Annotated in this window: 14 protein-coding genes (1 of these 14 running past the window's edge); 11 read left to right on the forward strand and 3 right to left on the reverse strand. The window is 68.8% G+C overall.

Annotation, left to right across the window (positions count from 1 at the left end):
• The 5 genes from BLW84_RS23840 to BLW84_RS23860 form a co-directional block, all read left to right on the forward strand.
• Nucleotides 1–8,547: the 3' end of a DnaJ domain-containing protein gene (locus BLW84_RS23840; RefSeq protein ID WP_177226653.1), read on the forward strand. Its footprint begins 19,953 nt before the window's first position; only the last 8,547 of its 28,500 coding nucleotides appear in the window; the start codon falls outside the window, past its left edge; it ends in the stop codon at nt 8,545–8,547.
• Between the two features lie 96 nt (nt 8,548–8,643).
• Complete coding sequence (locus BLW84_RS23845; RefSeq protein WP_177226654.1) at nt 8,644–9,282, forward strand: type VII secretion system-associated protein; 639 nt, start codon at nt 8,644–8,646, stop codon at nt 9,280–9,282.
• Nucleotides 9,283–9,311: 29 nt separating this feature from the next.
• The gene (locus BLW84_RS23850; RefSeq protein WP_093268998.1) at nt 9,312–9,956 is read left to right on the forward strand and encodes a type VII secretion system-associated protein; all 645 of its coding nucleotides are present in this window, start codon (nt 9,312–9,314) and stop codon (nt 9,954–9,956) included.
• A 318-nt stretch (nt 9,957–10,274) separates the two neighbouring features.
• Nucleotides 10,275–11,393 (forward strand): toxin glutamine deamidase domain-containing protein, encoded by a 1,119-nt coding sequence (locus BLW84_RS23855; RefSeq protein WP_245761334.1) that lies wholly within the window; start codon nt 10,275–10,277, stop codon nt 11,391–11,393.
• Between the two features lie 335 nt (nt 11,394–11,728).
• Entirely contained in the window at nt 11,729–12,196 is a 468-nt protein-coding gene (locus BLW84_RS23860; RefSeq protein ID WP_093269001.1) for a DUF6314 family protein, read from the forward strand.
• 87 nt (nt 12,197–12,283) lie between these two features.
• Here the strand turns inward: BLW84_RS23860 and BLW84_RS23865 are convergent, their stop codons facing one another.
• A complete protein-coding gene (locus BLW84_RS23865) occupies nt 12,284–13,192 on the reverse strand; it encodes a CPBP family intramembrane glutamic endopeptidase (RefSeq protein WP_093269004.1) in 909 nt (302 codons plus the stop codon).
• 107 nt (nt 13,193–13,299) lie between these two features.
• Between BLW84_RS23865 and BLW84_RS23870 the strand changes: the two genes are divergently transcribed.
• Nucleotides 13,300–14,025, forward strand: coding sequence for a MerR family transcriptional regulator (locus BLW84_RS23870; protein ID WP_177226655.1), 726 nt, complete (start codon nt 13,300–13,302; stop codon nt 14,023–14,025).
• Between the two features lie 108 nt (nt 14,026–14,133).
• Here the strand turns inward: BLW84_RS23870 and BLW84_RS23875 are convergent, their stop codons facing one another.
• Nucleotides 14,134–15,090 carry a LysR family transcriptional regulator gene (locus tag BLW84_RS23875; protein WP_093269038.1) on the reverse strand — a complete coding sequence of 319 codons (957 nt, stop codon included), beginning with the start codon at nt 15,088–15,090 and terminating at the stop codon, nt 14,134–14,136.
• A gap of 84 nt (nt 15,091–15,174) precedes the next feature.
• Here BLW84_RS23875 and BLW84_RS23880 point away from each other — a divergent pair, with 84 nt between their 5' ends.
• From BLW84_RS23880 to BLW84_RS23890, 3 genes are all read left to right on the forward strand, one after another.
• On the forward strand, nt 15,175–16,479 hold the full coding sequence (locus tag BLW84_RS23880; protein ID WP_093269010.1) for an aspartate aminotransferase family protein: 1,305 nt from the start codon (nt 15,175–15,177) through the stop codon (nt 16,477–16,479).
• 162 nt (nt 16,480–16,641) lie between these two features.
• A complete protein-coding gene (locus BLW84_RS23885; RefSeq protein WP_143061074.1) occupies nt 16,642–16,926 on the forward strand; it encodes a hypothetical protein in 285 nt (94 codons plus the stop codon).
• Nucleotides 16,923–18,026: a sensor histidine kinase gene (locus BLW84_RS23890; RefSeq protein ID WP_177226656.1), complete on the forward strand. Its 1,104-nt coding sequence runs from the start codon at nt 16,923–16,925 to the stop codon at nt 18,024–18,026. Before BLW84_RS23885 ends, BLW84_RS23890 begins: the two co-directional genes overlap by 4 nt.
• 1 nt (nt 18,027) lies before the next feature.
• On the opposite strand, the gene BLW84_RS46445 is transcribed toward BLW84_RS23890, so the two are convergent.
• Nucleotides 18,028–20,685 (reverse strand): AAA family ATPase, encoded by a 2,658-nt coding sequence (locus tag BLW84_RS46445; protein ID WP_177226657.1) that lies wholly within the window; start codon nt 20,683–20,685, stop codon nt 18,028–18,030.
• A gap of 234 nt (nt 20,686–20,919) precedes the next feature.
• Here BLW84_RS46445 and BLW84_RS46450 point away from each other — a divergent pair, with 234 nt between their 5' ends.
• Nucleotides 20,920–22,305: a helix-turn-helix transcriptional regulator gene (locus BLW84_RS46450; RefSeq protein WP_143061076.1), complete on the forward strand. Its 1,386-nt coding sequence runs from the start codon at nt 20,920–20,922 to the stop codon at nt 22,303–22,305.
• Nucleotides 22,306–22,531: 226 nt separating this feature from the next.
• The coding region (locus tag BLW84_RS23905) for a helix-turn-helix domain-containing protein (RefSeq protein ID WP_143061077.1) at nt 22,532–23,205 on the forward strand (674 nt) is incomplete at its 3' end.

Consider the following 23,205-nt stretch of genomic DNA (forward strand, 5'->3'; position numbering starts at 1 on the left):
GTGCCGCCCGAACCGGAATCAGGCGAGGACGACGCGGACACCGACGCGGACACCGACGCGCAGTCCGATTCGGAGTCCGATGACGGCTGGGACTGGTCGTACACCTCGGAATTCGTGTTCGCGGCCAACAGCTTCCCCGACGAGGAGGGCGCTGCCGCGTATTTCAGGGACGTCTTGCCGGAACTGCGAGGGGTGAACAAGGGCGGCCCCGCTCGGGGCGTGCCCGGGCGAAGCCAGAACTGCGCGCTGGCGTTGATCGCGGCCGAGCAGAGGCTCACCGGGGGTGTCAAGGTCGTCGCCGAAGAGGGCGGCCCGATGAACATCAGGGCGTTGGAGGCCAGCCTCGGGTCCGATGTCCAAGCGGTGGAAGCGACGTACGACGAGGTCCTGAGCCACACGGCCATGCAGCCGCCCGGCTCCTACGGGGCCGTGATCCTGCAGGAGCGCGCGGACAGCGATCTGGTGCACACCGTGCTGGTGAAGAGAGACGCGGACGACCGGATCCTCTTCGCGGATCAGCACGGCGAAACGATGGCGAACGTCAACCCGGGCAACGTCATCGGGTACATCCCGCTCGCCGAGACCGGCGCGGCGCCGATGGAAGACCGGGTGCGGATGGACCGGAACCTCCTGGTCGGAGCACCGGCCGGCGCGCCCACGTCGAGCCGATCCGGCCGGCCGTCGTCTTCCGGGCGCTCGGCGATTCCCCTTCGGACCGTCCCGGTGCGGACCGGTTTCGTGGATCCCGATGCCAGGGTGCGGGTGCGGGACAGGAGGACGGGCCAGGAGATCAAGGTCCGGATGGGCGACCTCGCGTACCAGCGGATGCGGGGTACCGGCCACGGTGTGTCGTTCACGCGCCAGAACGAGTACGACTTGAGCGGCGACTACCTCCGGACCATCAAGACGATGCCCGGGGAAGCACCCGCCGAAGCCGCACAACACCCCGATCGTCCCGGAACCACGACCGAACAGAACACCTTCCACGTCGACATCGATCACGACGTGAAGAGCTACGCCATGACGTTGCAGAACGGTCGTTCGGTGGACGTCGAGGACAAGGCCGTCGGTGCCATCCTGATGAACCTCCGAGAGGTCCAAGACCTCGTGGCCAGCGATCCCGACCTCAAGATCCGGTTGCTGACCTCGGACAACTTGGACCTGGGGAGCACTGCCAAGAGGCTGGCGAAATCGGGGTTCACCGGCTCGGTCGAAGGAACCCACGGCAAGGTGTCCCAGCTCTCGGACGGCCGCTTCGGCGTCTCCGGCAACAAGGGCTGGATCGAGTACCGCAACGGCGAGAAGCGCCGAGTCGGCAAGTACTCGCCGGAAAACATCGCCAACATCAGGTTCTTCGAGCAGTTCCTCCCGGACGCCTCGTACATCCTGGACGCAGACGAGCCACTCGTCGGAAGAAGGTCTTCGGATGGCAAGGAGTTCACGTTCTACGCGCACGAGGTGGTGGCCGGCAAGCTCACCAGCGACAGCACCGGGTGGGAACGGGTCAACGGCCTGACGCTGTCCCCTCCGGAAGAGCGGCACATCGACGAGGAGTTCGCCGGTGAGCTCGATGGCATGTCCTCCGTGGCGCGAACCAGGTCGAACGAAGACAATGTGGGAGTTTTCGTCCGCAACGACGGAAGCCTCAACGACCTGTACAGCAGCGATCCGTTGAAACGGCTGGCGCCCAGTCCGTTCGCTCCGGCCACTACCACGCTCACCCACCCCGACACCGGTGCTCAGGTCCAGGTGAAGGTGGGCCCGAACCTCTTCGCCGGACACGGCAAAAAGGATCACGCTTCTCTCACCATCAACCGCGACGGCGAGGACATCGAGCTGGAGGTGTCCGGGTCCACGCTGACCAAGGTGCAGTTCCAGCGGGAAGAGTTCCACCGCATGCATGCGGCGAACCCGAACGGTCACATGCTGTTCATGTTCTGCCACGCCGCCGAGGACACGGAAACCGGTTTCGCGAACCGCCAGCCCGAGCAAGCCGCGACGCTGCTGCGGGACTCGGTGGCAACGGCCCGCGAGCTCGGCTTCAAGAACATCTACGACGCCGGCCGGGATGTCGTGGCGGCGACCAACCCGGTCACGGCATCGAACAACGCGGGCTGGGCCAGCAGCTACCTCGTCAAGGACGGGCGCGACTACATCAAGGTGCACAAGAGAACCCAGTACAGCGCAGCAGAACTCAGCAGCCTTCCCGAGTACACGCCGATCTCGAACACCGGATCCAGCTCCGCGCAGCGGCACGGCGGCCCCACGCCGGAAGGCTTCGACCCGAGCCTTTACCAGCGCGGCCCGGCGAATCCCCACCGGACCGTGTCGGTGCGGGCCGATTTCCTGAACCCCAACCTCACGGTGGCGGCATACCACGGAAACCAGAAGGTCCGGATCGGGATGGCCGACCTCGCGTACCACTGGATGCGCGGGGACGGGGTCGGCATAGCGTTCACCCGCGCCAGCAGGTACGTCCTGAGCGGCGGCTACCTCCGCACCGTCAAGACGATGCCCGGCGAAACACCCGGCAGTGCCGCACAGCACCCCAACCGACCCGGAGCCGATGTCGGGGAATCCAGAAACGTCCTCCACGTCGACTACGACGTCGACAGCGCTGATCGGTTCCTCGACATCCCGTTGCGAGACGGTCGTTCGGTGAACATCGACGGCGCTGGCCTCGGCAAGATCCTGATGAACATCAGAGGGATCGGAGATCTCGGCGTCAACGATCCCGACCTCAAGGTCCGGTTGCTGACTCCGCACAGCAGGCATCTGCAGCGCGTTGTCGAGCAGATGGCGAAGTCGGGCTTCACGGACGTGGTCGAAGGACCCGGGGGAGAGGTGTCCCAGCTTCCGGACGGCCGCTTCGGCGTTTCCGGCAACAAGGGCTGGATCGAATACCCCTCCAAGTTCTCGCACCAGGTCACCGGCACGTACTCGCCGGGCAACATCGCCAACATCAACTTCTTCGAACGCTTCCTCCCGAACGCCTCGTACATCCTGGACGCCGACGAGCCATTGGTCGGAACCCTGAATGGGGCGGAGGTCGAGTTCAGCGCCCACGAAGTGGAGGCCTACGAGCTCACCAGCAGCAGCACTGGGTGGAAGCGGGTGAACGGCGTGACGCTGGTCCCCGAAATGCTGCAGGTCGACCAGCGTTTCGCCGCCAGGCTCGACTACGCGTACCACGTGTTGCGAACCAGGCCGAACGAAAACAACCTGGATGCTTTCGGAGGCACCGAAAGGAAGTTCAGCCAGCTTTACGCGCACGATCCGTTGAAGCGGCTGGCGACCAGTCCGTTCGTACCTGCCGTCGCCACTCTCACCCATCCTGATACCGGTAATCAGGTCCAGGTGACGGCAGGTCCGAACCTCTTCACCGCACACGGCACCAAGAAGAGCGCCGAGATCCAGATCAACCGCGGTGGCAGGAGCTACAAGCTGTCGGTGTCCGGGGCGACCTTGACCAAGATGCAGTTCCAGCGCGAAGAATTCCACCGCATGCACGCGGCGAACCCGAACGGCCGCATGCTGTTCATGTTCTGCGACGCCGCCAAGGACACGCAGTCCGGCTTCTCCGACGGCCAACCCGACCAAGCCGCGACGCTGCTGCGGGACTCGGTGGCGACCGCCCGCGAACTCGGCTTCCAGAACCCCTTCGTAGCCGGCCGTGACCTGGTTATGGTGAACCAGATTCCGCTCGCCTCGAACAACGCGGGCTGGGTCACCAGCTACCTCCGAGGCGGCCGTGAACACATCGAGGTCCACGAGGAAACCCGTTACAGCGCAGAAGAACTAGCGAGGATCCCCAAGTTCGTACCGAAGCCGAATTCCGGCCCCAGCAGCACAGCCCGGGGCGGATCCGTACCGGTGTCATGGGAGTTCGTGGACCCCGATGTCACGGTGCAGGCGTGGGATGACAAGGACCGGAAGATCAGAGTCCGGTTGGCCGAATTCGAGATCCACGAGATGCAGGGGTATGGACTCGGTGTGTCGTTCACGCGAGACAACAAGCTCGATGTGGGCGATGGCGATGACCAAACCGTTCCGACGATGCCCGGCGAAACGGCTGCCGAGGCCGCAAAGCACCCCAACCGACCCAAAATAGCGCCCGGACGAACCAAGAACGTCTTCAACATCGATATCAAAATGGCCGGAGGGAAGTACGGCACGCCGCTGCGGGACGGCAGTGACGTTAGCGTCGACGACGAAGGCATCGCGACCATCCTGATGAACTCCAAGGAGATCCGGTCCTTCGCCTATCTCGGTGGGAGTCTCAAAGTCCGGATGTGGACCTCGCGCAACGTGCTGTTGGAGCGCACCATCGGGAAGTTGGCGGGACTGGGCTTCAAGCACTCGCTCGAAGGAACCCTGGGCGAGGTGTCCCAGTTGCCGGACGGCCGCTTCGGCGTGTCCGACAATCAGGGCTGGATCGAGTACGATCACGTCGGAAACAGCCAGGTCCACAACAGGTATTCGCCGGGCAACATCGCCAACATCGAGTTCTTCGAGCGCTTCCTCCCGAAGGCCTCGTACATCCTGGACGCCGACCAGCCGTTGACCGGAATCCGCACGAAAGATGGCGCAGAGATCGAGTTCTACGCGCACGAGGCGTGGACTTACGGGCTCACCAGCAAGAGCACCAGCGCCGGATCGGCACGGGCCAACGGCCTGACGCTGATTCCCGACATGCAGCTGCCCGACCAGTCGTTCGCCGAGAAGCTCGACAGCATGGATTCCGTGGCCCGAACCAGGCCACAGGAAGACGGCCCGAAGGCTTTCCGCAACAAATTCGGAATCAGCTTGGATCTGCACGACAGTGATCCGTTGAAACGGCTCGCGCCCAGTCCGTTCGCGCCGGTCACCACCACTCTCACCCACCCTGACACCGGTGCTCAGGTCCGGGTGAAGGCAGGCCCGAACCTCTTCACCGGACACGGCCAAACAGGGAACGCCGAGCTCCACATCAGCCGCGACGGCGAAGACATCGAGCTGTTGGTGTCCGGGGCGACTCTGACGAAGGTGCTGTTCCAGCGGGAAGCGTTCCACCGCATGCACGCGGCGAACCCGAACGGCCGCATGCTGTTCATGTTCTGCGGCGCTGCCGAGGGCACAGAAACCGGGTTCGCGGACCGCCAGCCCAAGCAAGCCGCGACGCTGCTGCGGGACTCGGTGGCAACGGCCCGTGAACTCGGCTTCGAGAACCCCTTCATCGCCGGCCGGGGAGTCGTATACACGACCATTCCGGTCACCGCCTCGAACAACGCGGGCTGGGTCAGTAGTTACCTCAAGGACGGCCGCGAGTACATCGAGGTGCACGAGGAAACCCGTTACAGCGCGGAAGAACTCAAGAAGATCCCCAAGTACAAGAAGGGCTTGCTTTCCAGCCTCCTCGCCTTTACCCGCCGCGGCTCAGGTCACACCAAGGAGCAGTCGTCTTCCGGGCGCGCGGCGAATCCCCACCAGATCGTGCCGGTGCGCTCCGATTTCCTGGACCCCGGTCTCGCGGTGCGGGCGTGGGACGGGGACCGGGAAACCACCATCCGGATGACCGAACTCGCGTACGCGATGATGCAGAAGGAACGCGGAGTGTCGTTCACCCGCGCCAACAAGTTCGACTTGACCGGCGACTACCGTCGGACCATCGCGACGATGCCCGGCGAAACGCCGGCCGAAGCAGCACAACACCCCAAGCGTCCCGATCCGGCGGCCGTGCAAACCAAGGACCTTTTCCACGTCGACATCGACAGCGCCGGGCCGGGCCGGCAGTACGCGATGCCGTTGTGGGACGGTCGTGACGTGCGCATCGGCAGCGACGGCCTCGCCGCCATCCTGATGAACTTCGGCGAGTTCCGATATCTCTCCAGTGTCGCCCCCGATCTCAAGGTCCGGTTTCTGACCTCGCACAATGCGGAGCTGAAGGCCACTGTCGAGCAGTTGGCGGACTCGGGCTTCTTGGGCTCGGTCGAAGGAACCGAGGGTGAGGTGTCCCAGTTGCCGGACGGCCGTTTCGGCGTGTCCGACAACCAGGGCTGGACCGAGTACGACCGCCGCGGAAAGAGGCAGGTCAACAACAAGTTCTCACCGGGCAACATCGCCAACATCAAGTTCTTCGAGCGCTTCCTCCCGAAGGCCTCGTACATCCTGGACGCCGACAAGCCATTGACCACGCGCTTTCGCGACGAGGTCGGGTACTTTCGCGAGGTCAAGTTCTACGCAGACGAGGTGGATCTCAAGCTCACCACCAGCACGAGCGCCGGATGGGAACGGGTCAACGGCCTGACGCTGGTTCGCGGCCAGGGGCTGGCCGACAAGTTGGTCGCCGAGAATCTCGACAGCATGGATTCCGTGGCGCGAACCAGGCCAATGGAAGACGGCGTGGACGCTCTCCGCGACGAAAACGGAATCGACTCCGTGGATCTGCACGACAGCGATCCGTTGAACCGGCTGGCGCCCAGTCCGTTCGCGCCGGTCATCACCACTCTCCCCCATCCTGACACCGGTGCTCAGGTGCAGGTGAAGGTAGGCCCGAACTACTTCAGCGGACACGGCCAGAAGCACAGCGCCGAGCTCTACATCGGCGGCCTCGAGCTGCCGGTGTCCGGGGAGACTCTGGCGAAGTGGCTGTTCCAGCGGGAAGAGTTCCACCGCATGCACGCGGCGAACCCGAACGGCGGCATGCTGTTCCTGTTCTGCAGCGCTGCCGTGGGCGCGGAAACCGGCTTCGCGGACCGCCAGCCCAAGCAAGCCGCGACGCTGCTGCGGGACTTTGTGGCAACGGCCCGTGAACTCGGCTTCGACAACGTCGTCTACGCCGGCCGGGATGTCGTGGCAGCGAAGGTCCCGGTCATCGCCTCGAACAACGCGGGCTGGGTCAGCAGTTACCTCAAGGACGGCCGCGAGTACATCGAGGTGCACGAGGAAACCCGTTACAGCGAGAAAGAACTCAAGAAGCTCCCCAAGCTCAAACCGGGCTTGCTTTCCCGCCTCATCGGCGCTACCCGCCGCGGCTCGGCGAATTCCGGCCGGATCGTGCCGGTGCCATCCGATTTCGTGGATCCCGATGTCACGGTGCGGGCGTGGGACAGGAACGGGGAAACCACCATCCGGATGACCGACCTCGCGTACGCGATGATGCGGGGGGAGGGACTCGGGGTGTCGTTCACCCAAGCCAACAGGTTCGGCTTGAGCGGTGGCTACCTCCGGACCATCGCGACGATGCCCGGGGAGACGCCCGCCCAAGCGGCACAACACCCGAAGCGCCCCGATCCGACGGCCGAGCAAACCGAAGACCTGGTCGACGTCGACGTCGACATCGACATCGACGGGCCGAGTCGGAAGTACGCTATGCCGTTGCTGGACGGTCGTGACGTGCGCATCGACAGCGAAGGCCTCGCCACGATCCTGATGAACTTCGGAGAGTTCCGATATCTCTCCCTCGTTGCCCCTGCCGTCAAGGTCCGGTTGCTGACCTCGCACAACGCGGAGCTGAAGGCCACTGTCAGGCAGCTGGCGGACTTGGGGTTCTTGGGCTCGGTCGAAGGAACCGAGGGTGAGGTGTCCCAGTTGCCGGACGGCCGTTTCGGCGTGTCCGACAACCAGGGCTGGATCGAGTACACCAATCGCTGGACGAGCCAGGTCAACAACAAGTATTCGCCGGGCAACATCGCCAACGTCGAGTTCTTCGAGCGCTTCCTCCCGAAGGCCTCGCACATCCTGGACGCCGACCAGCGATTGACCGGAATCGACCAGGACAGTGGCGCGGAGGTCACGTTCTACGCACACGAAGTGGAGGCTTTCGAGCTCACCAGCGATAGCACCGGATGGGTGCGGGTCAACGGCATGACGCTGGATCCCTATCCGTTGATGTTCCACAAGTTGGTCGCCGAGGCGCTCGACAGCATGGATTCCGTGGCGCGGACCAGGCCAATGGAAGACGGCGAAACAGCTCTCCGCAGCGAAGACGGACTCGGCTTCATGAATCTGTATGACGGTGATCCGTTGCACCGGCTGGCGCCCGGTCCGTTCGCGCCGGTCACCACCACTTTCACCCACCCTGACACGGGCGCTCGGGTCCGGGTGAAGGCGGGCCCGAACCTCTTCGCCGGACACGGCAACGGGAAGCGTGCCGAGCTCCGCCTGAAACGCGGCGTCGAGCTGTCGGTGTCCGGGGAGACTCTGACGAAGGTGCTGTTCCAGCGGGAAGAGTTCCACCGCATGCACGCGGCGAACCCGAACGGCAGCATGTTGTTCCTGTTCTGCCGGGCCGCCGTGGGCACGAAAACCGGCTTCGCGGACAGCCAGCCCGAGCAAGCCGCGACGCTGCTGCGGGACTCGGTGGCAACGGCCCGTGAACTCGGCTTCGAGAACCCCTTCATCGCCGGCCGGGATGACGTAACGACGACCATCCCGATCACCGCCTCGAACAACGCGGGCTGGGTCAGCAGTTACCTCAAGCGCGGCCGCGAATACATCGAGGTACACGAAGGAACCCGGTACAGCGCGGAAGAACTCAAGAAGATCCCCAAGCTCAAACCACGCTAGTGTTCCCGCGTCAACACACCCGGACCATGGTGCGAATGGACACGCCGGGCACCCGCAACGGTGATCAGGCACAGCGCATGCAGAAAGGAATCACCAGTGACCAGTGACCACCCGACTCCGGAGGAGGGCGAAGCTCCCGCTGGTCCCAGCGAGGAAACACCCGCTGGTCCCGACCAGGAGGCGTGGGCCCTCGTGATCGACCCGGCCTGGCAGCCCGAGTCCGATGAGGAAGAGCCGCCGCCCGAGGCCGTCCTCGGTTCCTGGCGCATCGGAGCCGACGGCACCGTCAGCGCGTTCCAGGCCAACCCGGACTACCTGCCCTCCCGCGAGGATTCCGCCACCGACCCGGTGGACGCGGTGCTGCAACTGGTAGTACGCGGCGACTACCGCAGCGAGGCGCTGCTGGAGGCCATGCGTGATGCGCTGCTGCTGATCGCGCTGGACGACGACGGCAACGCCGTCGTCACACTCTCCCCGGACAAGGTGCCGTCAGTGCTGGTGGCCACTTCGCCGGTGCACGCCCGGCGGGTCGACGTGCCGACCTGGCAGGAGATCACGGCGAAGGCGCTGGCCGACTCACTGCCCGACGAGGGGGTCGACGTGCTGCTCAACCCGGGCGCGCCCACGTCCATGCGGGTGCTGGCGAGCGCGCTCAAGCACGCGATGGCCGACGCGGGAACCGGCGAGCCGGACGCGGGCGGAACTCTGCCCGAGCCACCGGCGGAACAACGTTGAAGCCGACAGGAAGCAGCGAGGAGCCTTCGATGTCCGAGGACGAAACGCCCGGAACCGCCCCGGTTGCCGAGGGCGAGCCCGTCGACCAGTGGGTCGTGCTCATCGACCCCGAGTGGGAGCCCGAGCAGGAGCAGCAACAGCCGCCGGAAACCGCGATCGTCGGTTCCTGGTACATGGATAGCGACGGTTCGCTGCGGGACTTCCGCCCGAACCGCGCCTACGAGCCGTCCAGCCCGGACTCGCCGACCGACCCGGTGGACGCCACGCTGCGGCTGGTGATGCGGGGAGAGCTGGCCGTTCCCGAACTGCTGGCATCACTGCCCGGATCGCACCTGGTCATCGGCCTGGACGAGGAGAACATCCCGATCGTCACCCGCGCACCGGACGGCAAGCCGTCGGTGCTGGTGCTGACCGCCTACGCGCACGCGCAGCGGTTGACCGTCCCGGTGTGGGCGGAGGCCACCGCCGAGGAGCTCGCCGATGCCCTGCCCGAAGAAGGCGTCGACGTGCTGCTCAACCCGGGCGCGCCCGCATCGACGCGCATCGGGGCGCAGGAGTTCCGGGATGCGGTGCGCGGTACGGGTGACAACCGCCCGAACGCGGTCGGGGTCCCGGAGGAAGGCTTGCAGGCGGCCGGCGAGCCCGCGCCCGCGGGCGTCACGTTGCCGGGATGAGCCGCCGGCGCGATGGTGGGGGATTTCCCGTGCACTGAAGTCGAGCGCGCACTTCGGCAGCTGCGGTGGGCCACGCTGCAAGCGGCTTCCGCCGCGTACTGAGCAGATCCAAGAGGTCCGAGCTGTCGGACGAGCATTGACCGAGGTGACGATGAGCGACGATCTCTCCCGCAGGGCCGCCGACTGGCTGGACCGCACGTACGGGGGCCTGGTCACCTCATCGATGACCAGCCGCTGGTCGACGGTGACCGGACCCAGCTGTTCGGCTGCGACTACGCGGGCGGCTCCGCCGAGCCGCTGCTGGCCGCCACCATCGCGGTGCCCAAGGACGGCGGCGAGCCGTTCCCGGTCGCCAACGCCGACCCGCTGGACGAGGAGCTCAACGCGGCGGCGGGATTGGCCGACCAGCAGCCGTGGCGCTGGCGGGTCAACGCGCGCAGCTGCCTGGTCGCGACGGACGCCGCGGTGGACCGCCGCCCGGCTTCGGCGCTGCCGTGGGAGCCGCTGGACGAGGCACCCGGCTGGTGGGACCGGATGCTGACCGTGCACTTCCCGACCGCGGAGGTGGCCACCTGCTCGACCTGGGCGGATGTGACGTCGATGCTCTTCGAGGGCGGGCCCGGCACGCGCAGCGCGGTGTGGCTGCGCAGGCAGCACGCCGGGATGGAGATCACCGGCCACCTGCTCTACGCGTTCAACGACGACGGGCAAGCCGTTTTCCTGGACGGGCAACGGGGTTCGCTGGCGCGGCTGAACGACGACGAGATCGGACAGCTCGTGGTGGCCCGCTTCCACCGGCCCATCGGCCGCGAAGGAGAGATGCTCCGGGCACCCTGGGAGAACGCCGCGCCGGACCTGCAAGCCGCGCTGGACAAGGCGACCAGCTGGCTCGACCACACCTACCAGGAACCGGTGGTCGTGGTGAGCCCGGACGAGGCGGACGAGACGGAACGCGGCTGGCTGTTCGCCTGCACGACCCGGCGTTTCCAGGAGTTCGGCGACTGGCGGGACCAGATGCTGGATGCCGCCTTGGTGGTGCCGAAGAAAGCGGGCGAGGCCCCGTTCGGGCTGCCGAACAACGACCCGTGGAGCTACCTGATGGGGTGGAACGCGCGGCAGGAGGGGCTTTCCGCGCCCCCGGCCCCCGCCGCCGCGGCGTGGTTCGAGCCCACGATGCGCGAGCTCGGCCCGGCGCTGAGCGCCACCATCCACCAGAGCTGGGGCGAGGTCCTGACCGAGATCGCGAGCGCGCCGACGGGCGCGAAGGCGCTGGTGTGGATCCGCCGCACGGACTTCCGAGGTCGGGAATCGGTGGGCAACCTGCTGGTGGCGGTCAACGAGGGCGGCGAGGTGCGGCTCATCGACTCGCTGGCCGAGAACGGGCACCCGTCCTTCGACCAGGAAACCTTGGCGCTGCACGTCATCCGCTACGTTTAGTGACAGGTCGGCGCGGTTCGCGCCGCGCCGACCACCGTCCACAATGCAGTCGTGAGTGCCCACCCGGGCCGGAGCCCCGGTACGCACTCACGACCGGTTCGAACATCACGCGGGTGCCGAAGCGGGATGTCACCGGTGTCCGGCGGAGCCGGGGGGCGGACAGGGCCGGTCGGCGCGACCTTCGCGCTGCGGTATCAATGGGCACAGGTGCCCTCACCCGCCTGTTCACGAGGTTCCCGGGGAAGTTCCCGATTTTAGGCAAAATGGGAATCCCCTGGCCGCTGAGGCCACCCGGCTCAGCAGGTGGACACGCCCCTGTGCGGCAGAATGCACGTGTGGACTCCGCGCACACCGATACCGGTTTCCGGGTTACCGACCTCGTCGCTTACTTCGCCGGGCGGTGGGGGCTCGACCGGAAGATCGTCGATTCCACCGGTGCGGGTATGGCTACGCTCACCGGCGTCGCGAGCTTCACCGCTGAAGACGACGCGCTCGTCTACCGGGAAAGTGGAACGCTGGTCATGGGGGAGTACCAGGGACCGGCGACCCGGGTCCTGCATTTCCGGGTGCGTGGCCCGGGGCTGGCCGACGTGCATTTCGACCACGGCGGTTTCTTCCACGATCTCGACCTGCGAGACGGCCGGTGGTCGGTACGTCATCCTTGCCGCGATGATCTTTACCGCGGCGAGGTCGTCATCCACGGGCTGGATGACTGGTGTCAGGTGTGGATAGTCACCGGCCCGGCCAAGAGCTATACGTCCACCACTGCGTTCCGCCGCATGTCGGTCGAGGACGAAACCTGACCGCGGTCGCTGGTCACCGCCCCCGGTGTCCCGGCCATCGACGCGTTCAGGGCGGGCCGGCACCGGATCGACCGCCGGGTGGTTCCATCAGCTGGGCGAGGTGATCCGCGGTGCCAACCGCCACACGATGGCGGCAGCCAGGGCGATGACGGCCATGGGGATGATCAGCACCGGACCGCTGGGGGCCGACAGCGTGCCCAGGCGATCGGCAAGGATCGTCGGGACGAGCAGCATCGTGTTGTTCACCGCATGGACGAGAACGGCGACTTCGAGGCCACCGGTGCGCTGCGCCACCACCGAGAGGGCCACCCCGCAGATGATGTAGTAGGCGAGGGTCCAGCCGTTCACGGCGCCGTGGATCGCACCGAACAGCACAGCGGTGACGGCAGTGGCGACGGTGAACGCGGCGGCCGGGTGGCGGAAGCGCGCACCGATCGCGCGGGAGAGCAGGCCGCGGAAGAGGTACTCCTCACCCGCGGACTGCAGGGGCACGGTGATCACCGCGGCGGCGGAGAGCGCGATGGTCGTCGCGGTCAGCTGGATCGGTCCGGTCGGCATGACGAACTGCAGAACGACCATGTACGCGGCCCACAACGGGACGATGACGACAGCGGCACGCCCGAGAACCCGCCACCGGAAGCCACCTGCCAACGACGACAGCCATCGAGGCTTCTGCCGGTAGATCGACCACTGCAGCAACCCCGCCGTTGGGATCAGCGCGGCGAGCAGGAGGTTTCCGGCGATCCAGAACCCGACGGTGAACGACGGCGCAGCCGGATCGAACGGTGTCACGCCGAGGAGGCGGTCGAGCGCGGTTCCGACCGGGACGGCCGCGACGAAGAGCACGGCGAGCAGCGCGCCAAGGCCGGCCAGCATCGCCAGGATCGTGCGCCACAGCTGCTGCCGGTCCCGGTACGCCTGGACGTACAACAACGCCTGCGGGATCTTGCCGCGTTCGTCGATGTAGCCGTCACGGGCCGGCGGCGCCTGGTTCATGTCGTCTCCTCGGTCTGTGCTCACGTCATCGCGCGTGATCTCTTGGACCGAGGAAAAACTACGACGTAGCGTCGGAGTCAAGTTTGCTGATGGAACGGAGAACTTCCATGAGGTCGCAGGAACTCGCGGATCTTGCGGGTGTGACCGTGCGGACACTGCGGCACTACCACCAGATCGGTCTGCTCCCCGAGCCGCGCAGGTCCTCGAACGGCTACCGGCGATACACCGCGGTCCACCTGGTACGGCTTCTGCGCATCCGGCATCTCGCCGAGCTCGGGGTGAGCCTCGCCGATGTGCCGGCCATGCTGGACGACGAGTCGACGGACACGAGCGCGACGATTCTCGAGCGAGTCGAAGCCGGCATCGACTCGCAGATCGAGCGGTTGAAGGCGCAACGCGATCTCGTGCGCGCCCTGCGCGTGGAAGGGCGCAGCCCCGACATCCCGGCCGACGTCCACGGCGACCTCACCCGGCTGCACGACGTCGCCCGCCTCCCGCCCGATGCGACGAGACTGGACCTCGACGTCGCCACGCTGATGGGGCACCTGCCCGGCTCCGACGTCCGTGCGCGTCGCGAGGAACTTGCGGCCGTGGGCGAGCACGCGCAGAGCGCGGAGTTCCTGGATGCGCTCAGATGCCTGGCCGAAATGCCGCCGGACGCCACCGACGAGCGCAGGCAGCGCGTCGCGGACGAGTTGCGGACCCACGTGCAAGCCATCCGGTCCGGGACGAGCTCTTCGCTGCCGGTAAGAGCTGCCCCGCTCATCGGCCAACTGCTGGAGCAGTACTTGAACGCTGCCCAGCTCGACACCCTCGTCCGTATCGCGCAGTAGCCGCCGTCGTCGGGCCGCTCATTTCGCCCCGCCCGCGGTAGCGCGCCGCACCAGAACGCCACCTGGTCCGCCTTCAGCCCCGGACTCCGCCCGGGACGAAGTGCTCGCTCAGTTCGTCACCGTCGTCCCAGGTTCCGGTGCCGCCGCGATGGTCGTCGGACGCCGCGAGAGGGCCGGGATGTCCGGGTGGTCGAGCAGCGTCTCGACGACGGCGTCCACGGCCGCGCGCAGCCCCGCCTCCCGGCGCCGCACGATCGCGACGTTGCGGTGCACCGGTGTGCTGAGCTCGCGGGTGACGACCGGAGTGCCGGGCGGGACCGCCAGCGCGGGCAGCAGCGCCACCGACCGGCCGGACTCGACGTGCTGGAGCAGCAGCAGGTAGTTGCTGAACCGGCAGGCCACCCGGGGTTCGAAGCCGGACTCGCGGCACAGCCGCTGGGTCAGCTCCGCCATGTACGAGCCCGGCCGGTCGCAGGCCCAGGTCTCCTCCGCGCACGCGGCGAGGTCGATCACCCGGCGCCGCGCGAGCGGATGGTCCGGCGGCAGGAGCAGCACCACCGGATCGGTCCCCAGCGGGACGACTTCGAGGTCCCGGTCCCACGGGAACTTGACGTAGTCCGTGGTCGTGACGATCACGTCCACCTCGCCGGTGCGCAGCGCGGCCCCGCTCTCGTGCGGTTCGGACTCGATCAGCTCCACGTGCAGGTGCGGGTGCGAGTCCGACAGCCGGGCCGCCGCCGGCACGGCGAGCGTGTAGATCGCGCTCTGGAACACCCCGAGCCGGACGGTGCCGATCGGCTCGTCGTTGAGCGCGCGCAGCTCGGCCTCCGCCTCGGCCATCTGCGCCAGGATCTCGCGGCCCCGGCGGGCGAGGGCGAGCCCGGTCCGGGTCAGCCGCACCCGGCGCCCGGACCGCTCGATGAGCCGGCTGCGCGTTTCGGTTTCGAGCACGGCGAGCTGCTGGGACACCGTCGACGGGCTCATGTGCAGCGTCTCGGCCACCGCGCGGACGGTGCCGAGGCTGTCGAGCAGCCCGAGCAGGCGCAGGCGCCACGGGTTGAGCATGCCACCATTGTGCAGTTCCATCGAACAGCATCGTCGAAATCGTGTGATGGACGCGAAGCTACGTCCCTTCGTAGCGTCGGGACCATGCTGGACGACATCGCGCGCACCGCGCCCGAACGCCACCTGGTCCGCTACTCGGGGCGGGGCGCCTTCAGTCCCGAGATCATCGCTCGCGCCGAGGGGAGCTCGGTGTTCACCGAGGACGGGCGCGAGCTGCTCGACTTCACCTCGGGGCAGATGAGCGCGATCCTCGGCCACGCCCACCCGGAGATCGTCGCGACCGTTCGCGAGCAGGTCGCCCGGCTCGACCACCTCTACAGCGGGATGCTGAGCCGTCCGGTGCTCGACCTCGCGCAGCGGCTCGCGGAGACGTTGCCGGAGCCGCTGGACAAGGCCATGTTCCTGACCACCGGCGCCGAGGCGAACGAGGCCGCGTTGCGGATGGCCAAGCTCGTCACCGGCGGGCACGAGGTCGTTTCGTTCGCCCGGTCCTGGCACGGCATGACCCAGGCCGCGGCGAACGCCACCTACAGCGCGGGGCGGGTCGGGTACGGGCCGGCCGCTCCGGGGAACTTCGCCCTGCCGGTCCCCGACCGGTTCCGGCCGGGGATCGTCGACGCCGACGGGAACCTGGACTGGCGCCGGCAGCTCGACCTGGGCTTCGAGCTGATCGACGCCCAGTCGGTCGGCAGCCTCGCGGCCTGCCTGGTCGAGCCCGTCCTGAGCTCGGGCGGCGTCATCGACCTCCCGCCGGGCTACCTGGCGGCGCTGCGGGACAAGTGCCGCGAGCGCGGCATGCTGCTGATCCTGGACGAGGCCCAGACCGGGCTGTGCCGCACCGGTGACTGGTACGCGTTCGAGCGCGACGGCGTCGTCCCGGACATCCTCACCCTGTCCAAGACCCTCGGCGCCGGGCTGCCCCTCGCGGCCGTGCTGACCAGCGCCGAGATCGAGCAGAAAGCCCACGACCGCGGGTTCCTGTTCTTCACCACGCACGTCAACGACCCGCTTCCGGCGGCGGTCGGCAACACCGTCCTGGACGTGCTCGGCCGCGACCGCCTCGACGTGCGCGCCCGCGAACTGGGTGTGCGGCTGCGCGGCGGGCTGGACGAGCTCGCCGCGCGGCATCCGGTGATCGGCGACGTGCGCGGGCGCGGCCTGCTGGTCGGGCTGGAGCTGGTCGGCGGGCCGGGCGGCGAGGACGCCGACAAACTCGGAGCCGCCGTCACCCGGCGTTGCGCCGAGCTCGGGCTGCACATGAACATCGTGCAGCTGCCCGGCATGGGCGGGACGTTCCGCATCGCCCCGCCGCTGACCGCCACCGACGCCGAGATCGATCGCGGCCTGGCGATCCTCGACACCGCACTGGCCGAGACGGCCGGCCGCTGACGGGCCGCCAGATTTGATCGCGGCGGCGTGAACCTGCGTGCCGGATTTGCCGCAGCGGCAAGAACCTGCGGGCCGAACTTGCCGCAGCGGCAAGAACGTGTCCGGGTCGTGTTGATCGGTGACTAGTGTGGAGTGATCAACGCTCTGAAGCAGGTTCGGAACATGACGCAGACGGATCGTGCCGCGGATCCCCGCTCCCACCAGGAAGGGCAGCGGATCCTGGTCGTGGCGGACGACCTCGCGGTCGCCCAGATGCCCACCCGCCGTCCTAAACGGACCGGTTTCCCGCCGGCCGCCGTGGGGTTAGCGGCGGATCGGTTGTGCGGCCTTGAGATCGGCGCGGACCTTCTTCGCCCTCACGAGCTCGTGCCGCGGGCGGTCACCCCGACGGCGTGGGGCGTCGGCCACCGGTTCGGCCCGACCGGTTCCGCGGGCGGTCCGCGGTGAATCCGTCGTTGATCCTGCTGATCGCGGTGTGCGAGTCGGTGGGCGTGGGACTCGTCGGCGCCGTGGTGCTGCGCCTGCTCCGGCGATCCCCGGTCGGGAACTCGCTGATCGCGGTCATCGTGATCACCGTCTGCGGGACCAACGCGAGCACCATCACCGTCGTCCTGGTGACGCAGTCCGCCGAAGTGCCGGTGGTGGTGACGCTGCTGGTCAACTTCGTCGCCGGTGCGGTGTCGCTCGGGATCGGCCTGCTGCTCGGCCGGTCCGTGCTGAAGGGCAGCAGGCGGCTGGCCGATGCCACCCGCACCTTCGGCGTGGCCCAGCGGTTCCGGCTGCCGGACGACCCGCCGAGCGCGGAGTTCGCCGAGCTGGCGCGGGAATTGCGGATCACCAGCGACAAGCTGGAGGTGTCCAGGCGGCGGGAACGGGCGGTCGAGCAGTCCCGGCGGCAGCTGGTCGCCTGGATCTCGCACGACCTGCGCAGCCCGCTGGCGAGGCTGCGGGCCGTGGCGGAGTCCATCGAGGACGGTGTGGTGGGCGACCTGGACGACTACCTCGGCAGGATCCGCGCGGACACCGAGCACCTGACCGCGATGGTGGACGACCTCTTCCAGCTCTCCCAGATCCAGACCGGGACGTTGCGCCTGAACCCGCGGGAGGTGGCCCTCGACGATCTCGTCAGCGACGAGGCGGCCGGGCTCGACGTGCTGGCCGCCGGCCGCGGGGTCCGGCTGCGCGCCAGGACGGTCGAGCCGGTCACCGTCCGGGTGGACGACCGGTCCATGACCCGGGTGTTCAACAACCTGCTGTCGAACGCGATCCGGTACAGCCCGGAACGGACGACGGTGGTGGTCGACGTCCGCGCGGTGAACGGCTGGGCGGTGGTGTCGGTGTCGGACGAGTGCGGCGGGATCCCGCCGCAGGACCTCGGTTCGGTCTTCGACATGGGATGGCGTGGCCGCAAGACGAAAACCGGGTCGGGTGGTGGTTTCGGGCTGACCATCGTGCACGGGCTGGTGCGAGCCCACGGCGGGCATGTGTCGGTGCGCAACGTGCCCGGCGGTTGCTGCTTCGAGGTCCGGCTGCCCCGGCTCCGCTGAGTCAGGCGCAGCCACGGAGCGTCGCGGTCGCGAGTTCGGCGCGCGACCGGTAACCGGTGCGCTGGAAGAACCTCGTCAGCCGTCCCTCGACGCTCTTCTCGCTGGTCCCCAGCACGGTGGCGACCTGCGAATTGGTCAGGCCCTCGGTGATCAGGGTGGCCAGCAGCCGCTCGTTCTCCGCGACCGTCGCGTTGCGGCCGGGGACCGCGACGTTGCGCTCCCGCATCAGCAACCGCAGCCGCGCGCGGGGGATCAGAGCGCCGAGCTCGCCGAAGGCCTCGTACGCCGCGAGCAGGAGCTTCCGGTCGGCGAACCCGCGTTCGGCCACGGCGGTGACGGTGGTCGCGAACTCGAAGGGCCGGTCCCGCTGCGCCGCGAGTTCCAGCACTTCCGCCGCGGCGCCCGAGTCGCCCTCGACGAATACCCGCGCGAGCAGCCGGTTCTGGTCCGCCTCGGCGGTGCCGAGCTCGTCCGCGATCCGCTCGATCCGTTCCACGCACAGCCTCGCCGCGTCCTGGTTGCCCAGCCGCGATTCCAATTCGGCGATGTGCAGCCACAACTCGTCGGTCCCGGCGACGACACCGGTTTCGGCGGCGGCGGTGAGCGCTTGCTCGACGACGGCGCGTGACTGCTGGGGCGCGCCGATCGTCATGTCCAGCAACGCTTCCGGGAGGGCCAACCGGTGCGGCAGCAGCAGGTGCCGGGAGCGGGCGTCCTCGATGGCGGCCCGCGCCTGGTTCAGCTGACCGCGCGCCGTGAGGATGGTCGCCATCTCCCGGAACATCGCGGCCTGCCCGGGCGGATCGCCGTGGAGCGACGCGGAGGCGATGGCGGCCCGGGCGAGGTCCAGCGAGCGGTCCCACTGCCCGGATCGGGCGGCGCGGACCGCACCGCCATCCGCCGGAGCATCGGCGGAGCCCAAGCCGAGCGCCCGGAGCAGCGTCCGGGCCGCTTCGACGGCGAGTGAGGAGGCCGTCGGTGCCGTCCCGCCCGCGACCGCCACCGCGGCTTCGGCGATGGCCTGCCCGAAAGCGGCCGGGCCGGTGCCGCCCGCGTTCCACGTGCCGTGCCCGGCCAGGAGTTCGTCGCGCGCGTCGGACCATCGGTTGAGCAAGCAGAGCGCGGCGGCGCGAGTCACGAGCCGGGTCGCGTCGCCACCCGAGTGCCATCCGACCGCGGCGATGTCGCTCAGCGCGGCGGTGTTCCCGTTGCTCGCGAGCCCGGCAGCGGCGATGATCTGCAGCTCCTGCGAGGAATCCGCCGCGAGCCAGTCGTGGTGGTCGCGCAGCGCAGCCTCGGCCGCCTCGGCGGCGGGCGCCAACTTCTGGTGTTGGGCGCAGAGCACGGAATGCCGGTGCAGCGCCGCGGCGCGCCGGGCGGGATCGGCGATCAGGCCGCACGCCGCCCACCGCCATCGGACGGCGCGAGCGTCCTCCGGTGCCGCTTCGCCGTGGGCCAGCAGTTCCGCCGCCGCCCGTTCGGCGTCCACCAGCCTGCCCGCGTCCACGATCCGATCCGGCAGGTAGCCGTCATCGGGGCAGGTCGCGGCACGTTCCCAGATCGCGGTCACGGCCAGCTGCGCGCTCCTGCTCCGCTCGTAGGGGCCGAGGCACGCGGTCAGCAACGCGGCGAGCATCGGCACGCGGAACCGCCAGCCGTTCCGGAACGTGACCACTCCCGAAGCGCGCAGCTCGCGAAGGACGCCGAGAACCTCGTCTTCGCCGATCCCGGCCGTCGCGGCGATCAGCGCCGGGGCCGCCTCGCCCAGCGGGTGCAGCACCGAGAGGGCCTTGGCCACGGCCCAGGTCGCCGGATCGCGCAGGGCCGCGAACAGCGGGTGAGTGATCGACAGCCGGGGTGCGCCGGTGCCGATCAGGTGCGCCTGGCGGTCGACGACCCGCAGCCGATCGGCCGCCAGGTAGCCCTCGATGGCGGCGTGCACCAGGGCGGGCACGCCCCGGCAGGCGTCGCGGAGTTCGGCGGCCAGCCCAGGCGCGGGCTTGGCGCCGAGGAGCGAGGTGAGGATGTGGTCCACTGCGGACACCGGCAGCGGCCGGAGCCGTTCCTCGTGCACCAGGCCGCGGGCGCGCAGCGACGCCAGGTCGCCACCGCTGCCGTCGTTGGGCGTGGTGGCGGTGCAGACGAACGTGATCCGGTCGCCGGCCAGCGCGTCGAGCCCGGCGGTGAGGCATTCGGGGGCGAGCCGGTGTGCGTCGTCGATGAGCACCACGAGCCGGTCTCCTCGGATCGGGGCGGCCGACAGACGCCGCACCGCGGCCGCGCCGGACTCGCCGCGGACCGGCGGCGCGCCCAGTTCGTCGGCGATCCTGCCCACGAGACCGGCGAAATCGCGATCCCCGACGGAAGCCCTGATGTCCGCAGTGGAGACGTCCAGCCCGGACAGCCGCGCCCGCAGCTGCGCCAGCGCCCAGCTGCGGCCGATCCCGGCCGGGCCGGTGATCATGACCAGCTGCCGCCCCGGGCGGGCGGTGCAGACGTCGAGCACGCGGGCGATCAGTTCCTCGCGGCCGGACGAACGGGCATCCAGCCCGGCTTCTCGGGCAGCGTCGGCGCCGTGGGGTGTCCCCGGGCCCGCGGTCTCGGGCAGGGTCGGGATCGTCCGGTTCGGCGTTGGGATCGTCCGTCGGGAGTTCAGCACGAATCCCAGTATTGCCAGCCGGACCCGGCGCATCGAGTTCCGAGTTGTGAGGAGATTCTTAAGCTTTTCTTGCCAGGTCATCCGCTGGTTCGGAATTCTTGCGCACTTCTAAATTCTGTCGTTCAGGAGTCTTTCCACCCCCTGGTTTCCGGATCATCCGGCATTAGCGTCCGCCCCGACGCGGCAAGTGCATCGAGTCTGGCGCGACGGCGCCGGGGACGGGGACGGACGGCAATGGGGCGGGAACAGATGTCGATCGAGGGCAGGGATGACGCGCTGGCGGCGCTGCGGTCCGCATTGCGGAGCAGCGCGCCCCGCGGTCGCCTGCTGATCGTCCGCGGCGATGCCGGGATCGGGAAGACGCGACTGCTGGACGCGGCGGGCCGCCGCTGGCGGGCCAGGGGGACGCGGGTGGCGCAGGTGCGCGGCCGATCCCGCGCGGCGGCGGAAACCGGCATCGACCGGTACGGGATCGGCGCGGTCGTCGACGCGCTCCGGCAGGACTTCGACCGGTTCGGCGACTGCGGGCTGGTCGACGGGATCAGCGCGCTGGAGCGGTTCCGCCCGCGCCAGGCCGGGGAACCGGCCGCGCGGTTCCCGGCCGTGGCTGCCGAGCTGAACTGGGTGTTCGGCCGGATCAGCAGCCGCGGTCCCGTCGCGGTGCTCGTCGACGACGTGCTGGACATCGCCGACCCCGTCCCGCTGCTGCAGGCCGCCCGCCGCCCCGGTTGCCTGGTCGTCGCGTCGATCCAGCCGGACGACGCGCTGACGCCGGCATCCGCCGAGCTGCTCGGCCTGGCGGACGAGGTGATCGACCTTGGTCCGCTCGCCGACGAGCACATCGCGGCCCTCGCGGGCGATGATCTGGACGAGAGCGTTCACACGGCGCTGCGCGCGGCGCTCGGGCCGCTGTACGGCAACCCCGGCACGGTGCTGGCTACGGTCGAGGCGCTGCGGGACAGGGGGCGGCTCGTCGCCGATGGCGACCGTCTCCGCCTCGACGACCAGGCGTCCATCTGCCTGCCCTACGACCACGACCTGCTGCTGCGCGCCCGGCGGCTCGGCGGCCTCGGCCCGCGGCTGCTCGCCACGACGGCCTGGCTCGGTGCGTTCGGCATCGATGACCTGCCCGCGGTCGCGGACGCGCTGGGCGAGGACGTCGCCGAGTGCGGCCGGACCGTGGACCGGCTCGTCGAGAACGGCTTGCTGGTGGGGGATGTTCGGGGGCGGCTGAGCTGCCTGTGCCCTGCGCTCGCTGTCTCCGCGGTGGCCGAGGAGCGCGCCGCGGTGCAGCGCCTGGCGGGCCCGGCGGCCGAGTTCCCGAAACCGGTGCTGCTCCGCGAAACCGGCGGTTCGCCACTGGCGGCGGCCCCGGCTCAGTCCCCGTCCGCCGCGCAACCCTGGTCCGCCACCGAGTCCCGCATCGTCGAGATGATCGGCATGGGGCTCACCAACCGGCGGATCGGTTCGGCGCTCGGGTTGAGCGAGAAGACCGTGGAGAGCCAGCTCACCCGGTTGTTCGCCAAGACCGGTTGCCGCTCCCGAGTGGAGCTGGTGGCGGCCGCGAACTCGACCGGAAGCCTGCGGGGCGCCGCGCTGCGCGGGCGGTCCGCGGCTTGAGACCGGATGTCCGAAGTGGACGTCAAGCGCAACGATGTGTTGATGAACTGGTCGGGCTGTCGTGGACGGACGAATTCCTCGCCCTGAAACGGTTTCTGCCCACAACCCATTGCGGCCGCGCTGCGGCGCGGTCGCTGGCTGATCCGCCGGGGAGACCCGGTGAGGGGATTCCCGCGAGCCCACACCGAGGCCGCGATCGGCCTTCCCGGCGCAGGACACTCGAATCATGCGGTTCGCGCGTTGTGCCGCCGAAAGCGCTGGGGCGGAACGGATGATCGGGCGTCGCGCCAACCAGCACGCTCGAAATGCAGGTCGGAGGAAGAGCGCGATGATGACCAAGGTCGAATCGGCAATGCACACGATGAACTCGGCTGCGCGGGAGCCCGGTGAGCGGGTCCGGGTCGCGGTGTGGGCGTCGGATCCCATCACCTTGACCGGGCTGACCGAGATGCTCTTGGGCACTGCGGATGTGTTCGTCGTGGGGGACGCGTTTCCCGCTGATGTCGACGTGCTCGTGTTCGCCGCGGACGGGGTGACTCCGGAAGTCCTTGCCGGCATGAGCAAGGCGGCCGCCGAATCGGCCGCGCCCGCGGTGCTGGTGGCCAGGCAGTTGGAGCGTGCTGTGCTGTTGCGGGTGGTCGAGTGCCGCGTGGTCGCGGTGCTGCATCGCGGCGTGGCCACGGGCGAGCGGCTGGCTGATGCGATCCGTGTCGCGGCGGAGGGGGGTGGTGTGCTGCCGGCCAACCTGCTGGGTGAGTTGCTGCGGCAGGTGGAGAACCTCAACCGCGAGGTCCTGGAGCCGCGTGGGCTGAATTCCGCCGGTTACACGTCTCGGGAGATCGGCGTGTTGCGGCTGCTGGCGGAAGGCTGGGACACCGAGGAGATCGGGAAGAAGCTCTG

This window comes from Saccharopolyspora shandongensis (assembly GCF_900106995.1).
GTDB classification, from domain to species: Bacteria; Actinomycetota; Actinomycetes; order Mycobacteriales; family Pseudonocardiaceae; genus Saccharopolyspora; species Saccharopolyspora shandongensis.

Coding starts and splice junctions, on each gene's coding strand:
- BLW84_RS23865 (WP_093269004.1), bottom strand. CDS start 13,192: ATGAACCAGGCGCCGCCGGCCCGTGACGGCTACATCGACGAACGCGGC.
- BLW84_RS23880 (WP_093269010.1), top strand. CDS start 15,175: ATGCTGGACGACATCGCGCGCACCGCGCCCGAACGCCACCTGGTCCGC.
- BLW84_RS23870 (WP_177226655.1), top strand. CDS start 13,300: ATGAGGTCGCAGGAACTCGCGGATCTTGCGGGTGTGACCGTGCGGACA.
- BLW84_RS46450 (WP_143061076.1), top strand. CDS start 20,920: ATGGGGCGGGAACAGATGTCGATCGAGGGCAGGGATGACGCGCTGGCG.
- BLW84_RS23850 (WP_093268998.1), top strand. CDS start 9,312: ATGTCCGAGGACGAAACGCCCGGAACCGCCCCGGTTGCCGAGGGCGAG.
- BLW84_RS23875 (WP_093269038.1), bottom strand. CDS start 15,090: ATGCTCAACCCGTGGCGCCTGCGCCTGCTCGGGCTGCTCGACAGCCTC.
- BLW84_RS23885 (WP_143061074.1), top strand. CDS start 16,642: ATGACGCAGACGGATCGTGCCGCGGATCCCCGCTCCCACCAGGAAGGG.